Raw genomic sequence first — 25052 nt, 5'->3', positions numbered from 1 at the left:
CAGGTTGACATCGTCAGGTTGACGCCGTCAATGTGACCATATGACGACATTTGGGGAAGCGACCGCTGTGGTGCCGCGCGCGGACGGTGGTTTCGACGCCACGCTGGACGAGACGTGGAGCGTCGGCGGCAAGGCGCACGGCGGCTACCTGCTGGCCGTCATGGGCAGGGCCGCCGTGGAGAGCGCGGGCCATGACCATCCGCACGTGACCGCGGTGAGCGGCGCGTTCGTCTCGCCCCCTGCCTTCGGACCCGCGCGGGTCGAGGTGGAGACGCTGCGGCAGGGCAAGGCCGTCACCCAGGTGCGTGCCCGCCTGTCACAGGACGGCGCCCCGCTGGTCGAGGCGCTGATCACGCTCGGCCGCCTCACGGAGGAGGACCCGTGGTGGTCGGACCTGGAGCCGGTGGACCTGCCCGACGAGCAGGAGTGCTGGCTGTCGCCGACCGAGCCGCCCGGAGCGGGGATGCGGGTGCCGCTGATGGAGGTCATCGAGCAGCGGCTCAACCCCGCCCACCTCGCCTTCGCCTTCGGCGAGCCGTCCCGCAGGGGAGTGATCGCGGGCTGGCAGCGTCTGGCCGACGGCTCCGACTGGGACCCGCTGTCGCTGCTGGTCGCCATGGACCCGGTGCCGCCGGTCTCCTTCGACCTCGGCGCGACCGGGTGGGTGCCCACCATCCAGCTGTCGGCCTACATCAGGCGGCTGCCCGCCCCCGGCCCGCTGAGGGTACGGCTGACCGCCTCCGACGTGACCGGCGAGCGGATGGACGAGACCGCGCACGCCTGGGACGCCAAGGGCCGCCTCGTCGCCCAGGCCACCCAGCTCGCCGCCGTCCGCACCCCCGCCCGGCCCTGAACGTGAAGCCCTCATGAGGCCGGCGAGCGTGACCCCGCGCGCCGGACGGCGCTCAGCCGAGGTAGGCGGCGCGGACCACGGGATCGGCCCGGACCGACGACGGCGGACCCGTCGCGATGACCTTGCCGAGGTCGAGGACGACCAGACGGTCACAGGTGTCCATGACGAACCCCATGTCGTGCTCGACCAGCAGCACGGTGGTGTCGAGCGCGGCGATGACCGCGCGCAGCCGGGCGGTCTGGTCGGCGTCCAGGCCCGAGGTCGGCTCGTCCAGCAGGAGCACCGAGGGCCGGTCGGCCAGCGCGCGGGCCAGCTCGACCAGCCGCCGCTGTCCCACGGGGAGCGCGGCGGCGTAGGCGTCACGCAGCGGCAGCAGGCCGCACAGCTCCAGCACCTCGGCGGCCCGCTCGCGCCGGGCCGCCTCCAGGGCGCGCCTGCCGGGCAGGCCCGCCAGGTCGGCGAGCACGCCGCCCCCTCCGCCGCGCCACTCCATGGCGGCCAGGACGTTGTCGGCCACGGTGAGCCGGCCGAAGACCTGCGTGCGCTGGAAGGTACGGCGCAGCCCCGCCCGTGCCCGCCGTACCGCCGGGACGCCGGTCATGTCGGCGCCCGCGACCAGCACCCGCCCCGACTGGGGACGGCGCAGGCCGGAGACGACGTCGAACAGGGTGGTCTTGCCCGCGCCGTTCGGGCCGATCACGCCGCAGACCTGCCCCTCGGGCACGGTGAAGGAGACCTCGGACAGGGCGCGGACCCCGCCGAAGGCCACGCAGACGCCCTCGACGGCCAGCGCGGGCTCGGTCATGGTGACACCCCCAGGTAGGCGGCGGTCAGGCGGTCGGCGTCCACGTCGGCGCGAGGGCCCGTCCAGGTGACGTGGCCCAGGCGCATGAAGGCGACCCGGTCGGCGAGCGCCAGCGCCTCGGTGGCCTTCTCCTCCACCAGCAGCAGCGCCACGCCGCGCTCGCGCAGCTCGGCGAACACGGCGAAGACCTGCTCGACGACCAGCGGGGCCAGGCCGAGCGAGGGCTCGTCGGCGATCAGCACGCGGGGCGGCCTGACCAGGGCGGGCGCGAGCGCGAGCAGCTGCTGCTCGCCGCCCGACAGCGCTCCGGCCGGCACGGTACGGCGGGCGGCCAGCTGCGGCATCCGCTCGTAGACCTGGTCGGGCGCCTCCAGCCAGGTCCGCAGGTTCTCCTCGACGGTCAGCCCGGGGAAGACGCCGCGTCCCTCGGGCGCCAGGAACACCCCCGCGCGGGCACGCCGGTGCGCGGGCCGGCCGGTGACGTCGTGACCGTCGAGCAGCACCCGTCCCGTGGTGACCGGCACGTCCCCGGCGGCGACGGCGCAGGTGGTGGACTTGCCCGCGCCGTTCGCGCCGAGCAGGGCGACGACCTCGCCCGGCCTGATCTCCAGGTCGACGCCCCGCAGGACGGTCACGTCGCCGTAGCCCGCGACGACGCCGTCGAGCGCGAGCACCGGGACGGGATCGGGCGCCCCTTCCCGCCTGACCTCCTCGCCGGGACGCGCGGAGGGAGCCGGCCGCGCCGCCCCGGAGGCGAGCCAGGACCGCGCCGCGGAGGCACCCCCGGACGACCCGTTGGGCGATGGCGCGGAGGGATCCTCGGGCGGCCCGCCGGGCGGTGCCGCCAACGCGGCGGTGCTCACGGTGCCGGCGGTGCCGGCGGTGCCGGCAGTGCTGACCGTGCCGGCGGTGCTAGTGCCGGCGGAGCGGGCGGTGCGGCGGCGGTGGCGGGCCTCGGCGAGTTGGGCGAGGACACCGTCGGGATGCCGGGCGAGGATCATCCCGCCCGTCCCGAACAGGATCGCCCCGACGTGCGCGGAGATCTCCCAGCCGGCGAGCAGCTCGGGGAAGATCGCCGCGATCAGCCCGCCGAGCACCGCGCCGCCGATCCTGCGCACGCCCTGCAGCACCACGACGGCCAGCCACACGAACCCGGCGAACGCCGGCAGGTCCGTCGCCGTGATCGACCCCTTCGACGTCGCGTACAGCACCCCGCCGAGGCCGGCGATCGCCGACGCCAGCGCGAACAGCATGACCTTCGTCCGCGGCCCCGACACCCCGACCGTCGCCGCCGCGGCGGGCGCCGACCTGACGGCCAGGATCGCCCGGCCGGACACCGACCGTTCCAGGTTGCGGACCACCAGCCCGGCCAGCCCGATGAGCGCCAGCAGCAGCACGACCCGCACGCGCGGATCGGTGGTGTCGGCCACGCCGAAGGACAGGGCGGGCAGCGGCCAGCCGATGGTCCCGTTGCTGAAGGCGTCGACCTGGAAGAGCACCTGGTCGGCGAGCAGCGCCAGGGCGAGCGTGGCGAGTGTGAGGATCCTGCCGCCGAGCCGGAGTGCGGGCAGGGCCACCAGCACCCCGACGGCCGTGGCCGCCAGCACCCCGACCAGGATGGCCACGGGCAACGGCCAGCCGGAGGCGAAGGCCCACCCGCAGGTGAGCGCGGCCATCGCGGCGAAGGCCGCCTGCGCGAGGTTCACCATGCCGCCGATACCCGTCACGACCACGAACGAGCAGAAGATCAGCGCCAGCACCAGCCCCTGCGCCACCACGCCGACGTAGAAGTCGTCCGCGGGCCTGGTGAACGTCCACACCAGCAGCGCCGCCAGGCCGGCCAGCCACGGCAGCCGGCGCCGCCAGACGGGCAGGTCGGCCAGGTGGTCGGGCGGCGGCGCGTCCTGGGCGGCGCTGCCGGCCACCCGCTCCCGCGACCTGTTCAGCAGCACGAGCCCCACGAACAGCAGGATCACCGGGACGGCCGTGCGCAGCCCGGTGATCTCGGCCGCGAAGTCCGCGTAGCCGGCGACCAGGTTCTGCACCACGCCCAGCCCGAGGCCCGCGGCGAACGTCCACGGGATCGAGCGCAACCGGCCGAACACCGACGCCGTCGCCGAGGCGAACAGCAGCACGGTGAACGCCCCCGAGTCCAGCCCCACCACCGGCAGGGCCAGCACGCCTGCCAGGCCCGCCAGCCCGGAGCTGAGCGTCCACGCCAGCGCGGAGGTCGCGTCGGCGTCGATCCCGCGCAGCGTGGCCAGGCCGCGCCGGTCGACCGCGGCCCGCATCCGCAGCCCGTACGGCGTGTGCCGCATGAACAGCCACAGCCCCGCCGCCACCAGCGCCGCCACGCAGAAGGTGATGACCTGGTCGGAGTCGAAGCTCATCCCGCCGAGCGAGACCTGCGCCGCCGGATAGGGGCCGACGCCGTGCGGCAGGGCGGTGGCGTCGGCGGGCGGCAGGCCGAGCGGCTCGTCCAGCAGGTCGGCGACGAGCAGCCCGAGCGCGGGCAGCGCGATGGTCAGCCCGATCGTCGCCACGATCTGCGCGGTCTCTCCCGCGTGGGCCAGACCCCTGAACATCGCCTTGTGCAGGCCGTAGCCGAGCAGCGGGGCGAACCCGGCGACGGCGAGCAGGGCCGCGGCCCATCCAGGCCAGCCCAGACCGACGTTGAGCTCGAAGAAGACCAGCGCGGTCAGGAAGCCGACCGCTCCGTGGGCGAAGTTGAACACGCCGGTGGCGGCGTACGACAGGGTCAGGCCCGACGCCATCACGGCGAAGACGGCGCCGGTGACCAGCCCGCTCAGGACGTAGGCGAGCATCTACTTGAGCGGGACGTTGTCGAAGCACTTCATGTTCTTGGCCACCTGGTAGGCCCCGGCCTGGAGCCTGACCAGGGCGCCGCAGCCGTTGGGCTCGTCGTGGTCCTTGGGGTAGCGGATCCTGCCGAATCCGGCGTTCTCGTAGCTGAACGAGCCGTTGCCCGTGGCCAGGAACTTCTCGCGGGTGAGGTCCTTGCCGGTCTGTTCGAGCATCTTCAGGAAGATGTCGGCCGACCAGTACCCGATGGCCAGGTGCTGGGTGAGCGCGGTGCCGGGGGCGATCTTCTCCACGTCCTGCCTGAGCTGGGCGATCTCGGGGGCGCTCGACTCGAAGGGCTCGAACATGGGGGCGGCGATCACGCCCTCGAGGGCCTGGGCTGTGGCGGCGTCCTTGAGGATGGCCGCGTCGTAGCTGGTGGCGTCGCTGAGCACGCCCTTGTAGCCGGCCTTCTTCAGCGCGGAGTAGAGGCCGACGTTGAACTTGGTGCCGGCGATGATCGACACCACGATGTCGGGTGGCCCGCCGCCGTCCGAGGTCATGATCTTGTCGACGTAGGGCAGCCAGTCGGCGGGCGGCGCGGCGGCCGGCAGCGCCGAGTTGAGCCCGACGAGCTCGAAGCCCGCGGCCTGGAAGGACTGGGAGATGGTCTTGCCGCCGTACTTGCTGCCGCTGGAGTCGGAGGTCTGCACGTAGACGGTCTTGCCCGCGGCGCCGCCGAGCAGGTCGGCCATCTGGTTGCCCCACCAGGTCTGGGAGCCCGCGCCCGGCTTGGGCGCCAGGCAGCCGTTGTATCCGAAGCCGGTTCTGGTGCCGCACCACTGCGGGCCGGTCGCCCAGCCGAACCACGGCACGCCCTGCTGCTCGAGGAAGACCGCGCCGCCGAAGTTGGGGGCGTGGACGGGGACGAGGGCGAACACCTTGTCCTTCTGGACGAGCTTCTTGGCCGCCGCGTCGCCCTTGGCGGCGTCCTGGGTGTCGTCCTCGGCGCCGACGAACTCGATCTTCCGGCCGTGGACGCCGCCGGCCGCGTTCGCCCGCTCGAATCTGGCCCTGGCGCCGATCTCGGCGTCCTTGGTGGAGTAGCCGCTGGCGCTGGTCTTGGTGAGTACACCGCCGACCCGCACCGTCGTGTCGGTCACCCCCGGGGTCTGCCCGCCCGGAGCCGCCGCCTTCTGTTGCGCCGCGCATCCCGCGATCGCCATCACCGTTGCCAGCACCACGAGTTCTCGCCGCAACCCAGCCTCCGCCTTTTTGGCCTAGCGCTCGCTTGGTTTTGCGTCAGAGTAGGTTCGGGCCGAATAGGTGTCAACGCTTCTCAACCAAGCATGTGCTTGCTACGGTTCGGACATGCTGATGCGCGCCGCCGTCCTGACCGGATTCCACCGGCCGATGGAGATCCGCGAGGTGGAGATCGCCGATCCCGGCCCGGGCGAGGTGCGCGTCCAGATCAAGGCCTCCGGCGTGTGCGGGTCCGACCTCAAGGCCATCGACGGCAAGAGTCCCGTGGTCCGGCAGCCGCCGTTCATCCTCGGCCACGAGAGCGCGGGCATCGTGGAGAGCGTCGGCGAGGGCGTGACCGCGGTCGCGCCGGGCGACCACGTGATCATCTCCATGAGCGGCCCGTGCGGGAAGTGCCGGCAGTGCGGGGCCGGCCGCTTCCACCTGTGCTCGGGCCCCGCCAGGATGACCGCGATCATGGGCGGCGAGCCCAGGGTCACCATGGACGGGCAGGAGACGCGCCGGTTCATCGGCATCGGCGCCTTCGCCGAGTACGCCGTCGTCAGGGAGGCGATGTGCGTGAAGATCGCCCCCGACGCGCCGTTCGACGCCATGTGCCTGCTGGCGTGCGGCGTCATCACCGGGGTCGGCGCCGTCCTGAACGTCGCCCGGGCCGGCCAGGGCTCCAGCGTGCTGGTCGTCGGCTGCGGCGGCGTCGGGCTGAACGTCGTCCAGGGGGCGGTGCTGGCGGGCGCCACCACGATCATCGCCGCCGACGTCGTCGAGCAGAAGCTCAAGCTCGCCGCCCGCTTCGGCGCCACCCACACCCTGCTCGCCGGCGACCTCCCCCGGCAGGTCGGCGAGATCGTGCGCGGCGGCGTCGACCACGCCTTCGACGCCACGGGCGTCGCCGGCGTCCTCGGCCAGGCCTTCGCCGCCACCCAGCCGGGCGGCACCACGGTCATGGTCGGCAGCCCCGCCGCCGCCACCCCCCTGACCATCGAGCCCGGCCTGCTGTTCGCCTCCCGCCGCCTCATGGGCACCCAGGGCGGCGACGCGGCCCCCCACCGCGACCTGCCCATGCTGGCCGCGCAGTACCAGCGCGGCCGTCTCGATCTCGACGGCCTGATCACCGAACGCCTCCCCCTGGCCGACATCGACCAGGCCGTCGCGCACGTCCGCCAGGGCACCGTCGCCCGCTCCGTGATCGTCTTCTAGCCCGCCGTCCGCCACGGCGCCGCCCGGCCCTACGATGGTGTGATCATTGGCGACGGCCCCGGGCGGAAGCGGGACGATGACCACACTCGAGCAGGGACGCGACACCCGCACCAGGATCCTGGCCGCCGCCCGCACGCTGTTCGCCGAGCGCGGCTACGCCGCCACGTCGCTGGCCGACATCGCCGCCGCGGTCGGGCTGACCAAGACGGCCGTCGCCTACCACTTCCACCCCAAGGACACGCTGGCCGCCGAGCTGATCGCGCCCTGCGCCGACGACATGCTCGACCTGCTGGGCACCGACTTCGCCGACCGGCGCGCGCTCGTGACGGCGCTGGCGGCCTTCACCGTACGGCACCGCGCGGTGATCAGGCTGGTCATGGAGGACCTGGGCGGCGCCGACGACGCGCCCGCCGGATCACCGGGCGAGGCCATCAGGACCTTCCGCGACGAGATCTTCACCAAGCTCGTCGGCCCCGAACCGACGCGGGAGACGCGGGTACGCGGGTGGGCGGTGCTCGGCGCGCTCCAGTGGGGCGTCGTGCAGACGATGGACCTGCCCGAGGAGAGCGTGCTGCCCGTGCTCACCGCGGCCGCCCTCGCCATCTGAGGAGGGGGCGGCCGGACGGTCGTCAGTCCGCGGGCGATCCAGCGCCGGAGGTCGGCGCGGGAGTCGGCTCGGGGTCGGTGCCCGCGGGCGGATCGACGTCGGGTGGCGTGCTCGGCTCGCCAGGGTCGGGGAACGACTGACCCGCCACGCCGACCGTGATCACGATCGGCTGTCCAGGCGCGGCGCACGTGCCGGGCGACACGCTCTGCCCGAGCACCGAGTCCACCTGGCCGATCTCGCCGACGATCTGGGGCCGCTGCCGTACCGCGAGGCCCGCGTCTCCCAGCACGGCCCGAGCCTCACGCCTGGACAGCCCCACCACCTGCGGCACCCGCACGCCGTGCCGGGCCACCGTCAGCGCGACCGCGCGGCCCGCCGTCACGCGCGCGCCCGCCGCCGGCCTGCTGCTGATCACCTGGTCGTCGGGCAGGTCGGAGCAGCTCATGCCGATCCTGCCCACCTTCAGTCCCGCCGTCTTCAGCGCCGCCTCGGCGGCCTCGCGCGACATCCCCGTCAGCGCGGGCACCTCCACACCGCCCGCCGACACCTTCAGGTCGACCCTGGTGCCCCTGGACACCCTCGCTCCCGGTCCAGGCGTGCTCCCCAGCACCTCGCCCGACGGCCGTGAGGATTGGCTCGATCGCACCGACCCCACGACGAGCCCCGCGCCCTCGATCGCCCTGATCGCCGCGGCACGGTCCAGTCCCACGACGCCCGGCACCGCGTACAGGACCGGCTGAGCGGGCACCGTGAGCGGCGGGCGCTTGACCGTCGCGGGGCTGTCGCTGATCCTGCCCGAGCCCTGCTGGACCGTCGCCGGGGTGGGCGTCCCGGTCACGACCGCGGACCTGGGCGCGGCGGCGGCCGGTGTCCTGGCGCTCGGCAGGGCCGGCACCAGGACGGCGACCAGCACCGCGGCGCTGATCAGCAGCGCGGAGGAGACCGCCAGCGAGACGCGGTTGGCGGCGGGCCCCGCCCAGCGGCCCGGATGGGTGGCCTCCGGTGTCCAGCCCGCGGGTCCCGGCCACGAGGGATGGCCTTCGCCCACGTCACCCACCGAATGCACCGGCCGGGGGCCCGCCGGATCCCCCGACGTCCAGTGGCCCGCCGGATCCGCCAGATCTCCCGCCGGCCGGGCGCCCGCGGGATCCCCCGCCGGCCAGGGGTTCGAGGGATCCGCCGTCGGCCGGGGGCCCGCCGGACGCCTGGCGGGCGCCGCGCCCGAGCCGGAGGCCCGGACCGCTTCCCTCAGCCTGGCGCCCGCGACCGGCTCGGCGCCGCGCTGCGCCGGGATCTCCGGCAGCAGGTAGCCGCCCGAGGCCCCGGTCGCCTCCGGCTCGGCCAGCGGGTCCGGATCCACGCGCAGGATGTGCGGCGCGGGCGAGCGCAGCACCTCCGCCGGCACGCCCTCACCCGCGCCCAGCAGCGCCAGCAGCAGTTCCCCGCTGGCCGGCCGGTTGCGCGGGTCCTTGTCCAGGCAGCAGGCGACCAGGCCGCGCAGCCGCCCGTCGAGCCGCCCCAGCTCGGGCTGCGCGGTCAGGATGCGGTGCAGCACCGGCGCCACCGAGTCCTGCCCGAACGGCGCGGCGGCGTTGGCCGCGAAGCACATCGTCGCGCCCCATGCGAACACGTCCACCGCTCCGGTGATCGCCGAGGCGGTGATCTGCTCGGGCGCCATGTAGGCGGGCGTGCCCACGCCCCTGCCACTCACGGTCGCCGCCGCGTCCAGCACCTTGGCCAGGCCGAAGTCGATCACGCGGGGGCCGTCGGAACCGAGCAGCACGTTCTGCGGTTTTAAGTCACGGTGCACGATGCCGGCGCGGTGGATGGCGGCCAGCGCGGTGGCGGTGCCGACCGCGAGCCGTTCGAGGGCGCCGCCGCCGCGCGGGCCCTCGAGTGCCACGTCCCTGGCCAGCGAGGGTCCTTCGACGTACTCGCTGACGATGTACGGCCTGCCGTCGTCCAGCCCGGCGTCCACCACCTGCGCCGTGCAGAACCGCGCGACCTGCTTGGCCAGCTCGACCTCGCGCAGGAAAGCCGCAGGCTCCTCGCCCACGGGTCCGTGCAGCAACTTGATCGCGAAAGAGTGCTCGCCTAACTCGCCGAGGTAGACGATCCCCTGACCGCCCTCCCCCAGCCGCCCGGACAGTTCGTAGTCGCCCAGTCGCTGAGGGTCCCCCGCCCGGAGCGGTTTCGGCACGGGCGCCTCCCCTCGCCGCCCACCGGTTACCTCTCTACTGAAGTCGAGGGATCGCGGCGCGTCAACGGACCGTGACGCCGTTGTGATGTCCTATTTCTGGATACTTCCCGTGTAGCGAGGGGTGTCCTCGCCCGCTCTGATCACCTGAAACGTGTACCCGCGCGCGTCCTCCGCGGCGAACACCACCCGGCCGGGATGGCATCCCTCACCCCTGACCTGCGACAGGTCGTAGGTGGCCGGGTCGACTCTGGTCAGGACGCCGTCACAGTGGAGGCTCTGGCCCCACCGCATGGTGCCCCCGGCCGCGTCGCCCCGCAGGCTCAGCTGTATCGGGAAGGTGACCTTCGAGCTAGGGTGATGGGCCGCGCCGGACCACTCGCCGGCGAGCGGCGGCGGATCGCCGCGCCACGGGCTCGCCAGCGCGAGCGCGCCCGCCGCCAGCGCCAGCGCGCCGGCCACCGCCGCCGCGATCCACCACCGCCACCACCGCCGCGGCCACCGCCCGGCACGGCTCGGCCGTGCCGGGTGCTCCGCGGCCACGAGCGTGCCCTCGTCGGTGCGGCTCGCGGCTGCGCGCTCGGCCGCCGAGACCGGTGGGCGCCCCGGCGCCGCCGTCCCCTGGACCGAGCGGGGCGCGGGCGGGCAGGCCACGGGCGGAACGGCGCCGGGCAGAGTGGCGGTGGACGAGGCGCCGGCGGGCGGGGTGACGGCGGGCGGGGCGGCGGGCCCGCCGAGCAGGACAGCCAGCGCCTCCTCCGCCGTAGGCCGCTCCTGCGGCGCCCTGGCCAGGCACGCCACCACCAGCTCCCGCAGCGTTCCCGACAACTGCCCGAGGTCCGGCGTGCCGTACAGGATCCTGCCGAGCACCGCGGGATAGGAGTCGGCGGCGAACGCGGCCCGCCCGCTGGAGGCGAACGACATGGTCAGCCCCCACGCGAACAGGTCCACCGGCGTGCCCGCGGGCTCCCCGCTGATCTGCTCGGGGGCCAGGTAGGCGGGCGTGCCGACCGGTTGGGCGCCGACGGTGCTGGTGGAGTCGATCAGCCGCGCGATCCCGAAGTCGATCACCCGTGGCCCCTCCGGGCCGAGCAGCACGTTCTGCGGCTTGAAGTCGCGGTGGACCACGCCCGCACGGTGGATCGCCGCCAGCGCGGTCATCGTGCCCACCGCGAGCCGGTCGAGGGCGCCGCCCGTGCGCGGCCCCTCCCGTGTGACGAGCACGTGCAGCGACTCGCCTTCGACCAGCTCGCTGACGACGTACGGCCTGCCGTCCGTCACCCCCGCGTCGAGCACCTGCGCCGTGCAGAACGGGGCCACCCTGCGGATGCTCTCGAGCTCCGCCCGCAGCCGCCGCTCGGTGCGCAGGCCCTGCGCGTCGTCGGAGCGGGCGTGCAGCCACTTGACCGCCACGCGCTTCCCGCCGGGCGACAGCGCCTCGTAGACCACGCCCTGGCCGCCCTGGCCGAGCCGGGCGAGGACGCGGTATCCCTGAAGGTCCTGCGGATCGCCCGGTTGGAGGGGGCTCGACGGCATGCCGACAACTATAGGAAGGCGGCGTACCGGTCGAGAACCGGCAGCACCTCGTCGGCCGTCCCGCTGGGCAGCGACAGCACGGTCTCCTCGATGCCGAGCGCGGCGTAGTAGTCGAGCTTGCCGCGGGTGGGCAGGGTGCCGAACGGGATCACCTTCGCCGTCGCCGACGCCTCCCGCAACGCGGGCAGCGCCGCCTTGATGCCCTTGCCGCCGATCGGCATCCAGCCGTCGGCGTACTCGGCGACGTGCGCGAACAGGGTGGGTCCCGCGGCTCCGCCCACGTAGACCGGCGGCCCCGAGACCGGCTTGGGCCACGACCACGACGGCTCGACGCCGTCGAAGGCCGCCACCTCCCGGCTCCACAGGGCCTTCATCGCCAGCACGTGGCGCCTGGCCACCTGCCGCCGCTCCCGGTACGGCACGCCGTGGTTCTCGATCTCCTCCACGTTCCAGCCGAAGCCGACGCCGATCACCACGCGCCCGCCCGACAGGTGGTCCAGCGTCGCGATCGCCTTGGCGGTGACGATGGGCTCGCGCTGGGCGGCCAGCAGGATGCCGGTGCCGAGCGTGATCGTCGAGGTCACGGCCGCCGCCGAGGCCAGGGCGACCAGGGGGTCGAGCGTGCGCCGGTACTCCTCGGCGAGCTGCGGCGTACCGGTGGGCGGCGGGGTGCGGCGGGACACCGGGATGTGGGTGTGCTCGGGCAGGTAGAGGGAGGAGAAGCCGCGTTCCTCGGCCGCCCTGGCCAGGTCGGCGACGGGCATCGCCAGGTCGGTGCTGAACATCGTGACGCCAAGCCGCATGACCGCTCCTTAACCAAGCGATTGCTCGGGACCGGTTCTTAGAGTAGCTTGCCGCTCATGGGATTCGCTGCGGTCGCGGGCGTGCGGCTGTTCTACACCGACGACGGCTCAGGCGACACGACGCTGCTGCTCGTCCACGGCTGGGGCGCCGACTCCCATCAGTGGGCGCGACACATCCCCACCCTCGCCGGCAGGCACCGTGTCATCGCGGTGGACCTGCGCGGACACGGCTACTCCTCGGCGGAGGACAAGGGCAACAACCCCGTCCGCATGAGCGAGGACCTCGTCGACCTGCTCGACCTGCTCGACGTCGAGCGGTGCTTGGTCGTCGGCCACTCCATGGGCGCGGTGATCGCCTCCCGCCTGGCCGTCGAGCACCCCGCGCTCGTCACCGCCGTCATCGGCGTGGACCCCGGCTACGGACGTCCCGACGAGGTCGTGGCCATGGCGGTCGCGATGCGGGAGGCCCCCGCCGTCCAGATCGACCAGTGGTGCTACACCCCCGCCTCCCCCGGCTGGCTGCGCGAGTGGCACCGGCGGCGGCTGCTGGCGACACCGCCGCACGTGCTGGCCGAGGCGTACGACGGGCTGTGGTCGGGAGAGGAGGCGATCGGCTCGCGCGGCGCGGCCGAGCCGTACCTGTCTCGCCGGACCTGCCCCGTGCTCACGTTCTGGACCGACCCCGCGCAGGCGGCGTGGGAGACGGGCCTGTTCACCCACCCCGCCTCGCGCACGGTCTGCTGGCAGGGCAGCGGACACCGGCTGCACGAGGAGCGGCCCGCCGAGTTCTTGCTCGTGGTCAACCAATGGCTGAAGGAGATCTCCCGGTGAAGTTCGCCATCTTTCTGAACCCCCAGATCCCCGGCTCGGGGTACGCGGCCGAGGAGAACGCGCGGGCCAAGCGGCCGATCGGACGGGACACCGAGTCGTACCAGAGGCTGCTGCACGAGGTGCGGGAGATCGCGGTGCACGCCGACCGGATCGGCTTCGACGCGCTCATGATGACCGAGCACCACTTCCACTCGGAAGGGATGGAGTTCTCGGTCAACCCGCTGATGTTCCTGACCGACCTGGCCGCGCGAACCGAGCGCATCCTGCTGGCGCCGCTCGGACTCGTGCTGCCCGCCTGGGATCCGATCAGGGCGGCGGAGGACGTGGCGCTGCTCGACCAGTTCTCCAAGGGACGGCTGCGGCTGGGCGTGGCGCGCGGCTACCAGAACCGGTGGATGAACGTCCTTGGCCAGCGCTGGCACGCGGCGGCGGCCAGGTCGGACGGCTCGTCGAGCGACAACCGCAACTTCGACGTCTTCGGCGAGATCCTCAAGATCATGAAGATGGCCTGGACGCAGGAGACCCTCCGCTACAAGTCCGACGTCCTCGACTACCAGGTGCCGTATCCCTTCGAGGGGATCGAGGGGTGGCCCGCCACCGAGTGGACGCGGACCTTCGGCGCGCCCGGCGAGCTCGACGACGAGGACCGGGTCCAGGCGGTCAGCGTCTGCCCCCGGCCGTACCAGAACCCGCACCCCGAGCTGTGGCAGCCGTTCACGATCTCCGACCGCTCGGTCATCAGGGCGGCGCAGGAGGACATCCTGCCGTGGATGTTCACCCCCAACCCCGACGACCACGCCGCGAAGGCCAAGCTCTACCAGGAGGAGTCGGCCAAGCAAGGCCGTCGCTACAAGCTGGGCGAGCACACCGGCATCCTCAAGATCGTCGGGATCGCGGACACCACCGAGGAGGCGATCAACACCTACGGCAGGAACATCCCCAAGGACTTCGCCGCCTTCTTCGGACCGTTCGGCTACCTCGAGGTGCTGCGCAAGAAGGAGGACGACAAGCACCGGCCGATCTCGCCGGAGAAGGGCGACGTGCGGCGGATGAACGACGTCGAGATGGCGCTGTTCGGCTCACCCGACGACGTCAAGCGCGGCATCCAGCGCATGCTCGACCGCATGCCCGACCTGGAGTGGTTCGGCCTGTACATGCAGGGCCAGCAGGGCGTGCTCCCGCTCGACACGGTCAAGCGCAACCTCGAACTGTTCGCCACCAAGGTCATCCCGGAGTTTCTGTGAAGTTCTGGCTCGGCGCCTCCTTCTGCGACACCTCCGAGTTCCTCGACCTGGCGGTGGCCGCCGAACGCTGCGGTTTCGACACCTTCACGCTGTCGGACCACCTGTTCTTCGCCGACTTCAGCACGCCGTACCCCTACGGCAGGATGCGCTGGACGGCCGAGACGCACTGGCCGGACGTGTGGGTGACGATCGGCGCGATGGCGGCGGTGACCACGCGGCTGCGCTTCTCGCCCAACGTCTACATCGCGCCGGCGCGCGACCTGATCACCGTGGCCAAGCAGGTGTCGACGGCCGCCGTCCTGTCCGGCGACCGGGTGAGCTTCGGGGTGGGCGTCGGCTGGTGCAAGGAGGAGTTCGTCGCCACCGGGCAGGACTTCCACACGCGCGGGCGCAGGCTGGACGAGATGATCCCCCGTCTGCGGGAGCTGTGGTCGGGCGAGCAGGTGGACCTGCCGGGGCTGCCGCCGCTGTCGATGTCGCCCGTGCCCGCCGCGCCCGTCCCGATCTACGTCGGCGGCGACAGCGAGGCGGCGCTGCGCAGGGCGGCCAGGGTCGGTGACGGCTGGATCGGCAACCGGATCTACACCGAGGAGCAGATCGACGCCGTCCTCGCCGACCTGCGCCGCTACCTGAAGGAGTACGGCAGGCAGGAGGACGCGCTCGAGATCATCGCCCCGCTGGCGGTGCTCCCGGAGGCGGCCACCTACCGGCGCTTCGCCGACAAGGGCATCACCGGCACGATGGCCGCGCCGTGGTGGCTGTCGCCCGAAGAGCCCAAGGTCGACACGATGGAGCGCTTCGCCGAGGAGGTCATCGCCAGGATGTGAGACGTGCCGGGGGCCCGGTCGGCGGCGGGCGGCCCCGGGGGCGTGGTCGGGCGGGCGGCGCGGGGCCGATAGCCTCGACGCATGCTGGAAGAGATCATGGCGACCCGCTATGTGACCCCGTTGCGGGAGGGTGGGTCGCTGCCGGGGGTGGTCGAGGCCGACGACCTCGGCACCTACGTCGTGAAGTTCCGTGGTGCCGGGCAGGGCCCCAAGGTGCTCGTCGCCGAGATCATCTGCGCCGAGCTGGCCAGGCGGCTCGGCCTGCGCACCCCCGAGCTCAAGCTCGTCGACCTCGACCCGCAGATCGGCCTGCGCGAGCCTGACTTCGAGATCCAGGCGCTGCTGCAGGCCAGCGCCGGGCGTAACGTCGCGGTCGACTTCCTGCCCGGCGCCCTCGGCTTCGACCCCCTGTCCTGGCGGCCCGACGCGGGCTTCGCCGCCGAGGTGCTGTGGTTCGACGGCCTGATCCACAACGTCGACAGGACGTGGCGCAACCCCAACCTGCTGGTCTGGCACCACGACACCTGGCTCATCGACCACGGCGCGGCGTTGTGGTTCCACTACAGCTGGAAGAGCGCCGACCCGCAGCGGCCCTTCGACGCCGCGGACCATGTCCTGGCGCCGTTCGCGGCCGACGTGTCCCTGGCGGGCGACCGGCTCGCCGCGAAGATCACCAGTGAGCTGCTGGCCGAGGTGACCGCGCTCGTGCCCGACGAGTGGCTGGAGGGCGAGCAGGGCTTCGAGTCGGCGCAGGCCGTACGCGAGGCGTATGCCGACCACCTGCTGGCCCGCGCCCACGGCCCGCGCGAGTGGCTGACGGCCGCGGCGAAGGCCGCGCCGAAGAGCGGGCCGGGCTCGGTCGGCGCTTTCTGGAAGCAGGGAGACAAGTGATGGGACGCGACGTCTACGAGTACGCCGTCATCCGTGTCATCCCGCAGATGGAGCGCGGCGAGCAGATCAACGTCGGGATCCTGCTGTACTGCCAGCCGCGCGACTACCTGTGCGCCCGTGTGGAGCTCGACGAGGACCGCCTGCGCGCCCTCGACCCCGCCGCCGACCCCGGCGAGGTACGGCTCGCGCTGGCGGGCTACGAGCTGGCCTGCGGTGAGGCGGCGGGGCCGTTGGAGCGCGAGTCGCTGGGCAGCAGGTTCCGCTGGCTGACCGCGCCACGCAGCACGGTCGTCCAGACCTCCCCGGTCCACGCGGGGCTGACCACGGACCCGGAGGCCGAGCTCACCCGCCTGTTCGACCGTCTCGTCCGTCTGTGAGGGCGGCGGGCCGGACGCCAGGCTCACGACACCGACCATGAGGAGCCCTCGATGACCGTTCGCCGTGTCGTGCCCAACTTCACCTGCGCCGCCGACCCCGGCGGCCGCGTGATCAACGTCCTGGGCCACCGCTAGCCGAGCGGGCGGGGGCTGGTCCGCCCGGTCGCCGGAGCGTTACCGTTGAAGAAAAACTGCTCCGTCCCCCAGCGGTGGCCGATCGGTGCGCTCGACAGCGCCGGAGGTGCCCATGAACGACTACCCGCCGATCGCGGACCACGGCATAGTCGGGGATCTGCAGACCGCCGCCCTCGTCTCCGGTACGGGCACCATCGACTGGTGGTGCACGCCCCGCTTCGACTCCCCGAGCCTGTTCGCCTCCATCCTCGACAGCGATCGCGGGGGGCACTGCCGGCTCGCCGCCGACCTGGACGACGTCCCCGAGGCGACGGTCCGGCAGCTCTACCTGCCGGACACCGCGGTCCTGGTCACCCGCTTCATGGCGCCCGGCGGGGTCGGGGAGGTCGCCGACTTCATGGAGCCGGACACCTCCACCACCCCGTCGGACCGGCACCGCCTGGTGCGGGCGATCCGGATGGTCCGCGGCAGCCTGCCCTTCGAGCTGGTCTGCCGTCCCCGCTTCGACTACGGCCGGGCGCAGCACACCCTCGCCTTCCTCGACGACGGGTCGGCTCTCTTCCACGGCCCCGGCACGGACCTCCACCTGCAGGCCAGCTTCCCTCTCACTCTGCATCCGGACGGCAACGACGTCACCGCCCGCTTCACCCTCCAGGCCGGCGACGTGGTCGCCATCACCCTGACGAGCGACCGCAGCGGCCGGCCCACGACCCCGCTGACCGGCGACGACGTCCTTCGCAGTTTCGAGGCCTGCACGGGCTTCTGGCTCGGCTGGCTGCGCGCGTCGCGCTACCGCGGCCGCTGGCAGGACATGGTGAACCGGGCGGCGATCACTCTCAAGCTGCTCACCTACGCGCCCACCGGCGCGCCGATCGCCGCGGCCACCATGGGGCTGCCCGAGCAGATCGGCGGCGAGCGCAACTGGGACTACCGCTACACCTGGGTCCGTGACGCCTCTCTGTCGGTCAGGGCGCTGATCGACCTCGGCTTCGTCGAGGAGGCCCACGCCTTCCGCCGGTGGCTGCGTGACCGTCTGCTCGACGGCGGCACCACCTCGGGCGAGCCGCTGCAGATCATGTACCGGATCGACGGCGACCCGCACCTGACCGAGGAGATCCTGCCCCATCTGGAGGGCTACCGGAAGTCGGCGCCGGTCCGGGCCGGCAACGCCGCCGCCGGCCAGATCCAGCTCGACATCTACGGCGAGGCCGCCGACGCCCTGGCGCAGACCCGCAACGTGGGGAGCATCCGCGGCTGGCAGGCCCTCGCGGGGCTGCTCGACTGGCTGGCCGACAACTGGGACCGCCCCGACGAGGGGATCTGGGAGACCCGCGGCGGGCAGCAGGAGTTCACCTTCAGCCGCCTGATGACCTGGGTCGCCTTCGACCGCGGCATCCGCATGGCCACCACGCACTCCCGTCCCGCCGGCCTGGCCCGCTGGCTGAACGCCCGCGACGCCGTCTTCGACCAGATCGTCACGCGCGGCTGGAACACGGACCGGCGGGCGTTCGTCCAGCACTACGCCACCGACGTCCTGGACGCCTCGCTCCTGCTCATGCCGCGCGTCGGGTTCTTCGATCCCCGTGACCCCGACTGGCTGAGCACTCTCGACGCCATGGACAGGGAGCTGGTCAGCGACAGCCTCGTCTACCGCTACGACCCGGCCGCCTCCCCTGACGGGCTGCGCGGCTCGGAGGGCACCTTCAACCTGTGCAGCTTCCTCTACGTGGAGGCCCTGGCCCGCTCAGGGCGGCTGCGGCAGGCCCGCTACGCCTTCGACAAGATGCTCACCTACGCCAACCACGTCGGCCTGTTCGCCGAGGAGATCGGCCCGTCGGGCGAGCAGCTCGGCAACTTCCCGCAGGCCTTCACCCATCTGGCGCTCGTCGCCGCGGCCATGGCCCTGGACGAGGAGCTCGACCGCGCGCACCAGTAGGGCCGCCGCGCGCCTCGCGGCTAGGGGCGGGCGTCGATCTGCCGGGCCAGGCCGTCCAGCAGCATGTCCAGCCCGAAGCGGAAGGCGCCCTCGGGGTCGCTGGCCATGCCGGTGGCCTCGCCGAGGCTCGTCGAGACCCGCCGCGCGACCGGATAGGCTGTGCCCGCCGTCGCCGCGGCCAGGGCGGGGGCGACGCCTTCCCACCACTGCACGTCGGTGAGCGCGCTCTCCTCCCTGATGCGCCGCAGCGAGATCACCCAGCGCGCCGCGCTGGAGACCAGCCCGAGGATCGCCGTGAGCGCCCGGTCCATCTCGATGTCGCTCAGCCCCAGCCCGTCGAGGGCCGAAAGCTCGGCCTCGTACTTGCCGGACACCCCGGGGCCTGGCACCGGACGGCCGGGCGCGGCCTCCACCGTCCACGGATGGGCCATGTGGTGGTCCCAGTTGGCCTGCGCGATGCGCTCGGCCCTGGCTCGCCACGGTCCGGCCTGCGCGGGTGGCGCTCCCTCGGCGTAGACCTCCGCGGCGACGGCGTCGAGCATGAGCTCGATGAGTTCCGAGCGGCCCGCGATGTAGGGGTAGAGGGCCATCGGGCTGACGCCGAGGTCGCCGGCCACCCTGCGGATGGTGAGCGCGTCGAGCCCCTCCTGGTCGGCCACGGCGATCGCGGCGTCCGTGATGCGTTTGGGGGTGAGCCCTGATCGGCTCACCGCCTCGGCGGGCCGCCACAGCAGCCCGATCAGCTTGATCGGGTCTCCCGGCCGCTCGGCTCTCTTCGCCACCGTCAACTCCCTTCGGTTTACGCTGTACTATACATTGTCCGAAACGATGGGAGGGCACGTGAACAGCGAAATGACCGTTCCTACCCCGATCCAGGCGAGGGGGGTGCGCAAGCGGTTCCCCGGCACCGAACGTCCCGCGCTCGACGGCGTCGACCTCACGGTGGCGGCGGGCCGGATCTGCGCGTTGCTCGGCGGCAACGGCGCGGGCAAGACCACGATGGTCAGGATCCTGGCCACCCTGACCAGGGCGGACGCGGGCACCGTCCACGTCGCCGGCTGGGACGTGGACAAGGCGGCGACACGGGTGCGGGCCGCGATCGGGCTCGTCGGCCAGTACGCGGCGCTGGACGAGCTGCTGAGCGCCCGGGAGAACCTCGAACTGTTCGGCAGGCTGGCGGGCCTGGACCGGCGCCGCGCCCGCGCACGGGCCGGCGAGCTGCTCGACACGGCGGGGCTGACCGAGGCGGGCGGGCGAGCGGTGGGCGCCTTCTCCGGCGGGATGCGCAGGCGCCTCGACCTGGTGACCTCCCTCATCACCACGCCGAGCGTGCTCTTCGTCGACGAGCCCACCACGGGCCTCGACCCGCAGGCGCGGCGCGACCTGTGGAGCTCGGTGCGCGCCCTCGCCCAGGCGGGCACGACCGTCCTGCTGACCACCCAGTACCTCGAGGAGGCCGACGCGCTGGCCGACGACGTGGTGATCCTGCGCGAGGGAAGGGTCATCGCCCAGGGCACGCCCGAAGACCTCAAGAAGCTCGTCGGCGAGCCCCGCATGGAGCTGCGCGCGCCGACCCTCGAAGACGTCTACCTCCACCTGTACGCCACCTCACCCGCCGGAGCGCCCTCATGACGACCATCCCTCTGGCAGGCTCCACGGCGGCGCCGGTGCGGACGCGCCTGTGGCGCGAGGCGGCCATCCTGGCGGGCCGTACCATCAGGCACTGGCGGGCCAGGCCGGCCGCCTTCGCGGTCCAGCTGCTGTTCCCCGTGCTCGTCATCCTCATGATGGGCGGCCTGCTCGGCGGCGCGATCGCGGGAAGCGCGGGCAACTACATCCTGTTCGTCATCCCCGGTGTCCTGGCGTTCACGATGCTGTTCGGCGTCGAGACGACGATGATCGCGGTGACGACCGACGCGGCCAAGACGGTGACCGACCGGTTCCGCTCCATGCCCATCTCGCGGGGCTCGGTCCTGCTCGGTCGCGTGCTCGCCGACATGCTGACCTCGGTCGTGGAGGTCGTCGTGATCACGCTGGCCGGCCTGGCCCTCGGATGGCGGTGGGAGAACGGCGTCCTGCCCGCCCTGGCCGCCTACGGGCTGCTGCTCTGGTTGCGCTTCGGCCTGCTGTGGGTGGGGGTGTGGGCCGGGCTGACGGTGGGCTCGCCGGAGGCGGTGAGCGCCGCGCAGCTGCTGGCCTGGCCGATCGGCTTCCTGTCGACCGTGTTCGTCCAGCCGGTCACGATGCCGGTCTGGCTCGGCGCGATCGCCGAGGCGAACCCGCTGTCGGCCACGGCGACCGCCGTCCGCGAGCTGTTCGCCGGTGTCCACCAGCCGGGGCTGACGTGGGCGGCCGCGCACCCGCTCGTCATCGCGCTGGCCGCGCCACTCCTGCTCACCGCGGTCTTCGGGCCCCTGGCGGTGCGCGCGTTCAAGGGGCTGGGCCGATGAGCCCCTACGACGAGGTGATCCGCGTCCGCGGCGCGCGGGAGAACAGCCTCAAGAACGTCGATGTCGACATCCCCAAGCGCCGGCTCACCGTCGTCACCGGCGTCTCGGGATCGGGCAAGTCGTCGCTGGTCTTCGACACGCTCGCGGCCGAGTCCGGACGGCAGCTCAACGAGACCTTCACGGCCTTCGCGCAGGGGCGGCTGCCCAGCTACGGCCAGCCCGACGTCGACCACCTGGAGAACCTGTCCGCGGTGATCATCGTGGACCAGAAGCGCCTGTCGGGCGGCCCCCGCTCCACCGTGGGCACCGCGACCGACATCGGCGCCCGCCTGCGGCTGCTGTTCTCCAGGCTCGGCGAGCCCCCGGCCGGCTACTCCAACGCCTACAGTTTCAACGACCCGGCGGGCATGTGCCCGAACTGCCAGGGTCTGGGCGTGGCCGCCACGGTCGTCGAGTCCGAGCTCGTCGACGACGACCGGTCGCTGGCCGAGGGCGCGATCACGTTCCCTGCGTTCGCGCCCGGCCAGTGGATGTGGAAGGCGTACGCCCGGTCGGGCTTCTTCGACGTCGACAAGAAGATCCGCGACTACACCGCCGAGGAACGCGACATCCTCCTGCACGCTCCCCCCGACACGCTGAAACCGCCCGCGGGCATGGACGCCGTCGGCACCGCCTACGAAGGGGTGCTGTCCCGGTTCTCGCGCATCTACCTGCAACGGGAGCCCGAGTCGTTCAAGGGGGCGCAGCGAGAGGCGTTCGAGCGGATCGTGGCCAGGCGCCGCTGCCCCGAGTGCGACGGCTCCCGCCTGGCCGCGCCCGCCCGGGCCAGCCTCATCGGCGGCCACTCCATCGCCGACTGCAACGCGATGCAGGTCGACGACCTGCTGGAGACGATCGGCGCCGTCGACCGCCCCGAGGTCGCGCCGCTGCTGTCGGTGCTGCGCGAGCACCTGCGCCGCATGGTCACCCTGGGGCTGGGATACCTCAGTCTCGACCGCGCCACCTCGACCCTCTCGGGCGGCGAGTCGCAGCGCGTGAAGATGGTGCGCCATCTCGGCAGCGCCCTCACCGACATGCTGTACGTCTTCGACGAACCCACCGTCGGCCTGCACCCGCGCGACGTGGACACGCTCGGCGAGATGCTCCTCGCCCTGCGCGACCGCGGCAACACGGTGATCGTCGTCGAGCACGCCCCCGAGGTCATGGCGATCGCCGACCACTGCGTCGACATGGGGCCGGGAGCGGGGGCCGCGGGCGGCCGCGTCGTCTTCGAGGGCACCTACGCCGAGCTCCGCCGGGCCGACACCCCCACCGGCGTGGGGCTGCGAGCCGACCGGGCCAAGCGCGGCGACCCGCGGCAGGCCACCGGCTGGACGGTGATCGAGCACGCCCGCTCGAACAACCTGCGCGACGTCACCGTGCGCGTCCCGCGCGACGTCATGACGGTGGTCACGGGGGTCGCCGGGTCCGGCAAGAGCAGCCTCGTCCTCGGCCACCTGCCCGCCGCCGAGCCGGACGCGGTCGTGATCGACCAGCGGCCCATCCGCGGCTCCCGCCGCTCCAGCCCGGCGACCTTCACCGGGCTGCTGGACTCCGTCCGCCAGATCTTCGCCAGGGCCACCCGCCGGCCGGTCGGCCTGTTCACCCCCAACTCGACCGGCGGGTGCCCGGCCTGCGAGGGGACCGGCCTGATCTACACCGACCTGGCGTTCATGGAGGGCGTCACCACCCGCTGCGAGTCCTGCCGGGGCAGGCGCTTCACGGCCGAGGCGCAGCGGCACGCGGTCAACGGGCGCACGATCGCCGACGTCTTCGAGATGAGCGTCAACGACGCCCAGGCCTTCTTCACCCAGAATCCCGTCAGGGAGGTCCTCGACCGCCTCGACGCCGTCGGTCTCGGCTACCTCACCCTCGGCCAGCCGCTCACCTCCCTGTCCGGCGGGGAACGCCAGCGGCTCAAGCTCGCCACCGAGCTGGCCGCCCCCGGCCGGACCATCATCCTCGACGAGCCGACGACGGGGCTGCACATCGCCGACGTCGAACGGCTCGTCGGCCTCCTCGACCGGATGGTGGACTCCGGCTCGACCGTCGTCGTGATCGAGCACAACCTCGACGTGATCCGCGCCGCCGACTGGATCATCGACCTCGGGCCTGAGGCCGGGCACGACGGCGGCCGGATCGTCTTCGAGGGCACGCCGCGGGACATGGTCGCCACCTCCTCGACCCACACCGCCCGGCACCTGCGCCGGCACCTGGAGGCCACCGGTCTCGCCTGAGGGCCGGGGCGCGGCCGGGACCGGGTGACCCGGCTCACGCCCGGCGGCCGCGGGCCGGGCGCCGCCCCCCTCGGGGGAGGCCCACCGGCTCTCAGGGTGGTTTCAGGGTCGTCCCTGAAGGCGAGTCCCCGCGGGTGTAGGAACGTAAGATCCGTGAAGACGAAAAAGATGATCGTGATGGCGGGGCTGCTGGGCCTCGGCGTGCTGACGACAGGCTGCGGCGTCGTGGGCGCCGAGCAACGCGAGAACTCCTCCTACGACGTCACCGACAAGGTGTCGGGCGTCAGGATCGAGGGCGACGCGGGCAACGTGGTGGTGACCGAGTCCGACCGCGAGGGCATCCACGTGTCGGAGACCCTCATGTGGCGTAACACCAAGCCGACGGCCACGCACACGGTGCGGGACGACACGCTGGTGCTGACGTTCTCCTGCCCGCCCGCGGTCGGGATCATCAGCTGCGACGTCGACTACGAGGTCGAGGTGCCACGCGGCCTCAAGATCAAGGCCAAGGTCGACTCCGGCGACGTGACGCTGCGCGCGCTGTCCGGCGAGGTCGAGGCGACCAGCGACTCCGGCACCATCGAGGCCAGCGACCTGACGGCCAAGCGCGTGACGGCCGAGAGCGACTCGGGCGACCTGAACCTCGCGTTCACCGCGCAGCCCGACCGGGTCAAGACGACGACGGACTCAGGGACGACCGAGGTGCGCGTGCCGCAGGGGCCGTACAAGGTCATGGCGAAGACCGGCTCGGGGGACAAGAAGGTGAACACGGAGACCGACGCGTCGGCCACCCGGGTGATCGACATGCGCAGTGACTCGGGCGACGTCGAGGTCGTCACCCCGTAGCGGGCGCCGGCTCACCGCCCGCCGACGGCGCCCGGCGCGATACGGGTGCCGCCGCCGGCCGGCGGACAGCGGCGCGGGACCGGTGAGGGGGTGCACCTGGCCCTCGTGCCCGTCGGCGCCCTCGGGAACCCCGCTCCGGCCGCGGGTCAGTGCTCGACGGTCACCACGATCTTGCCGATCTGCGCGTTCGACTCCAGGTACCGGTGGGCCTCGACGATCTGGCCCAGCTCGAAGGTACGGTCCACGACGGGCCGGAAGGCGCCCGAACGCAGCCCGGAGGCCACGAAGGCCGCCGCCCGGCGCATCCGCTCAGGCTGCCGGGCCGTCTCGAGCATGGTGTACGTACGCATGTTCACGGCAGGCATGCCGAGCTCGATCGCCGGATAGGGGGTCGGCTCGCCGCTCAGCGCCCCGTACACGAGGAGCGTGCCGTCGGCGGCGACCACCCTGGCCAGGTCACGCACGCCGGGACCGGCGACGGCGTCGAAGACGAACTCGGCGCCCCGGCCGCCGGTGGCCGCCAGCACCCGCTCGACCGCGTCCTCCGACCCGGTGACGATCACCTCCGCCGCGCCCTCCTTCAGCAGGGCCTCCTTCTTGGCGGCGGTACGGGTGAGGGCGATCGGCGTCGCGCCGACACGCTCGGCGACGTGGATGGCGGCCAGCCCCACGCTGCTGGACGCGGCGTTCAGCACGACCGTGTCGCCGGGCCGCATCCCGCCGACCTCCACCAGCGCGCCGTAGGCCGTCACGTACGGCATCCACACGGCCGCGCCCTCGACCGCCCCCAGCCCCTCGGGACGGGACACGACCGCCGACGCGGGCACGATCGCCCGCTCGGCGTAGACGCCGTTGTCGTTCTGCGAGAAGGCGGGCACGGTGCTGACGGGCTGCCCCGGCGTGAACCCGGTGACGCCCTCCCCGACCGCCTCGATCACGCCGGCGGCCTCGGAACCCAGCCTGGCGGGGAAGCGCCGCACCGGCTCGATGTAGTGGCCGGTGCGGAACAGCACCTCGGCCCTGTTCAGCCCGATCGCGTCCACCCGGATGCGCACCTCGCCCGGACCCGGCTCACCGGCCTCCACGTCCTCCAGCCGCATCACCTCGGGGCCGCCGAGCTCGTGGAACAGCACCGTCCTGGCCATCACGCCATCCTTTCGCCGTGGGAACGATGGT

21 protein-coding genes are annotated in these 25052 nt (G+C 73.0%); 13 read left to right on the top strand and 8 right to left on the bottom strand.

Translation table 11 applies throughout. The features are described 5' to 3' along the window. The first annotated feature begins 40 nt into the window (after positions 1 to 40). Positions 41 to 853 carry a thioesterase family protein gene (locus ABZX22_RS35145; protein WP_354917969.1) on the top strand — a complete coding sequence of 271 codons (813 nt, stop codon included), beginning with the start codon at positions 41 to 43 and terminating at the stop codon, positions 851 to 853. A 52-nt stretch (positions 854 to 905) separates the two neighbouring features. On the opposite strand, the gene ABZX22_RS35140 is transcribed toward ABZX22_RS35145, so the two are convergent. From ABZX22_RS35140 to ABZX22_RS35130, 3 genes are read right to left on the bottom strand one after another with little or no spacing between them, the layout of a single operon-like run. Then, complete coding sequence (locus ABZX22_RS35140; RefSeq protein ID WP_354917966.1) at positions 906 to 1658, bottom strand: ABC transporter ATP-binding protein; 753 nt, start codon at positions 1656 to 1658, stop codon at positions 906 to 908. Next, complete coding sequence (locus ABZX22_RS35135) at positions 1655 to 4483, bottom strand: ATP-binding cassette domain-containing protein (RefSeq protein ID WP_354917963.1); 2829 nt, start codon at positions 4481 to 4483, stop codon at positions 1655 to 1657. The genes ABZX22_RS35140 and ABZX22_RS35135 overlap by 4 nt, the downstream gene beginning before the upstream one ends. After that, positions 4484 to 5719: an ABC transporter substrate-binding protein gene (locus ABZX22_RS35130; protein WP_354917960.1), complete on the bottom strand. Its 1236-nt coding sequence runs from the start codon at positions 5717 to 5719 to the stop codon at positions 4484 to 4486. A 112-nt stretch (positions 5720 to 5831) separates the two neighbouring features. Here ABZX22_RS35130 and ABZX22_RS35125 point away from each other — a divergent pair, with 112 nt between their 5' ends. Further along, positions 5832 to 6920, top strand: coding sequence for an alcohol dehydrogenase catalytic domain-containing protein (locus ABZX22_RS35125; RefSeq protein ID WP_354917957.1), 1089 nt, complete (start codon positions 5832 to 5834; stop codon positions 6918 to 6920). 76 nt (positions 6921 to 6996) lie between these two features. Beyond that, the gene (locus ABZX22_RS35120) at positions 6997 to 7527 is read left to right on the top strand and encodes a TetR family transcriptional regulator (RefSeq protein ID WP_354917955.1); all 531 of its coding nucleotides are present in this window, start codon (positions 6997 to 6999) and stop codon (positions 7525 to 7527) included. A 22-nt stretch (positions 7528 to 7549) separates the two neighbouring features. Here ABZX22_RS35120 and ABZX22_RS35115 read toward each other — a convergent pair whose 3' ends face one another. From ABZX22_RS35115 to ABZX22_RS35105, 3 genes are all read right to left on the bottom strand, one after another. Next, the gene (locus ABZX22_RS35115; RefSeq protein WP_354917952.1) at positions 7550 to 9727 is read right to left on the bottom strand and encodes a PASTA domain-containing protein; all 2178 of its coding nucleotides are present in this window, start codon (positions 9725 to 9727) and stop codon (positions 7550 to 7552) included. Between the two features lie 90 nt (positions 9728 to 9817). Next, entirely contained in the window at positions 9818 to 11260 is a 1443-nt protein-coding gene (locus ABZX22_RS35110; protein WP_354917949.1) for a serine/threonine-protein kinase, read from the bottom strand. An 8-nt stretch (positions 11261 to 11268) separates the two neighbouring features. Beyond that, positions 11269 to 12063, bottom strand: coding sequence for a TIGR03619 family F420-dependent LLM class oxidoreductase (locus ABZX22_RS35105; protein WP_354917946.1), 795 nt, complete (start codon positions 12061 to 12063; stop codon positions 11269 to 11271). A 57-nt stretch (positions 12064 to 12120) separates the two neighbouring features. Here ABZX22_RS35105 and ABZX22_RS35100 point away from each other — a divergent pair, with 57 nt between their 5' ends. From ABZX22_RS35100 to ABZX22_RS35075, 6 genes are all read left to right on the top strand, one after another. Beyond that, the gene (locus ABZX22_RS35100) at positions 12121 to 12894 is read left to right on the top strand and encodes an alpha/beta hydrolase (protein ID WP_354917943.1); all 774 of its coding nucleotides are present in this window, start codon (positions 12121 to 12123) and stop codon (positions 12892 to 12894) included. Further along, positions 12891 to 14138: an LLM class flavin-dependent oxidoreductase gene (locus ABZX22_RS35095; RefSeq protein WP_354917940.1), complete on the top strand. Its 1248-nt coding sequence runs from the start codon at positions 12891 to 12893 to the stop codon at positions 14136 to 14138. The genes ABZX22_RS35100 and ABZX22_RS35095 overlap by 4 nt, the downstream gene beginning before the upstream one ends. Continuing rightward, entirely contained in the window at positions 14135 to 14965 is an 831-nt protein-coding gene (locus tag ABZX22_RS35090) for a TIGR03619 family F420-dependent LLM class oxidoreductase (protein ID WP_354917937.1), read from the top strand. Before ABZX22_RS35095 ends, ABZX22_RS35090 begins: the two co-directional genes overlap by 4 nt. 81 nt (positions 14966 to 15046) lie before the next feature. Next, positions 15047 to 15856 carry a HipA family kinase gene (locus ABZX22_RS35085; protein ID WP_354917934.1) on the top strand — a complete coding sequence of 270 codons (810 nt, stop codon included), beginning with the start codon at positions 15047 to 15049 and terminating at the stop codon, positions 15854 to 15856. Then, positions 15856 to 16233, top strand: coding sequence for a DUF3037 domain-containing protein (locus ABZX22_RS35080; protein ID WP_354917931.1), 378 nt, complete (start codon positions 15856 to 15858; stop codon positions 16231 to 16233). Before ABZX22_RS35085 ends, ABZX22_RS35080 begins: the two co-directional genes overlap by 1 nt. A gap of 247 nt (positions 16234 to 16480) precedes the next feature. Further along, positions 16481 to 18304 (top strand): glycoside hydrolase family 15 protein, encoded by a 1824-nt coding sequence (locus tag ABZX22_RS35075; protein WP_354917928.1) that lies wholly within the window; start codon positions 16481 to 16483, stop codon positions 18302 to 18304. Between the two features lie 20 nt (positions 18305 to 18324). On the opposite strand, the gene ABZX22_RS35070 is transcribed toward ABZX22_RS35075, so the two are convergent. After that, positions 18325 to 19086 carry a TetR/AcrR family transcriptional regulator C-terminal domain-containing protein gene (locus ABZX22_RS35070; protein ID WP_354917925.1) on the bottom strand — a complete coding sequence of 254 codons (762 nt, stop codon included), beginning with the start codon at positions 19084 to 19086 and terminating at the stop codon, positions 18325 to 18327. 58 nt (positions 19087 to 19144) lie between these two features. Here ABZX22_RS35070 and ABZX22_RS35065 point away from each other — a divergent pair, with 58 nt between their 5' ends. The 4 genes from ABZX22_RS35065 (at position 19145) to ABZX22_RS35050 (ending at position 23876) form a co-directional block, all read left to right on the top strand. After that, complete coding sequence (locus tag ABZX22_RS35065) at positions 19145 to 19936, top strand: ATP-binding cassette domain-containing protein (protein WP_354917922.1); 792 nt, start codon at positions 19145 to 19147, stop codon at positions 19934 to 19936. Then, positions 19933 to 20754: an ABC transporter permease gene (locus ABZX22_RS35060; RefSeq protein WP_354917919.1), complete on the top strand. Its 822-nt coding sequence runs from the start codon at positions 19933 to 19935 to the stop codon at positions 20752 to 20754. The genes ABZX22_RS35065 and ABZX22_RS35060 overlap by 4 nt, the downstream gene beginning before the upstream one ends. Next, complete coding sequence (locus tag ABZX22_RS35055; RefSeq protein WP_354917916.1) at positions 20751 to 23030, top strand: excinuclease ABC subunit UvrA; 2280 nt, start codon at positions 20751 to 20753, stop codon at positions 23028 to 23030. Before ABZX22_RS35060 ends, ABZX22_RS35055 begins: the two co-directional genes overlap by 4 nt. Positions 23031 to 23183: 153 nt before the next feature. Then, positions 23184 to 23876: a DUF4097 family beta strand repeat-containing protein gene (locus ABZX22_RS35050; RefSeq protein WP_354917913.1), complete on the top strand. Its 693-nt coding sequence runs from the start codon at positions 23184 to 23186 to the stop codon at positions 23874 to 23876. Positions 23877 to 24022: 146 nt separating this feature from the next. Here ABZX22_RS35050 and ABZX22_RS35045 read toward each other — a convergent pair whose 3' ends face one another. Then, positions 24023 to 25021, bottom strand: coding sequence for a zinc-dependent alcohol dehydrogenase family protein (locus ABZX22_RS35045; protein WP_354917910.1), 999 nt, complete (start codon positions 25019 to 25021; stop codon positions 24023 to 24025). Positions 25022 to 25052 lie beyond the last annotated feature (31 nt).

The sequence above is a fragment of the Nonomuraea sp. NPDC003804 genome (genome assembly GCF_040610675.1).
Classification (GTDB): Bacteria; Actinomycetota; Actinomycetes; order Streptosporangiales; family Streptosporangiaceae; genus Nonomuraea.
The sequence above is the reverse complement of the archived record's forward strand: the minus strand, read 5'-3'. Positions and strand labels throughout refer to the sequence as shown.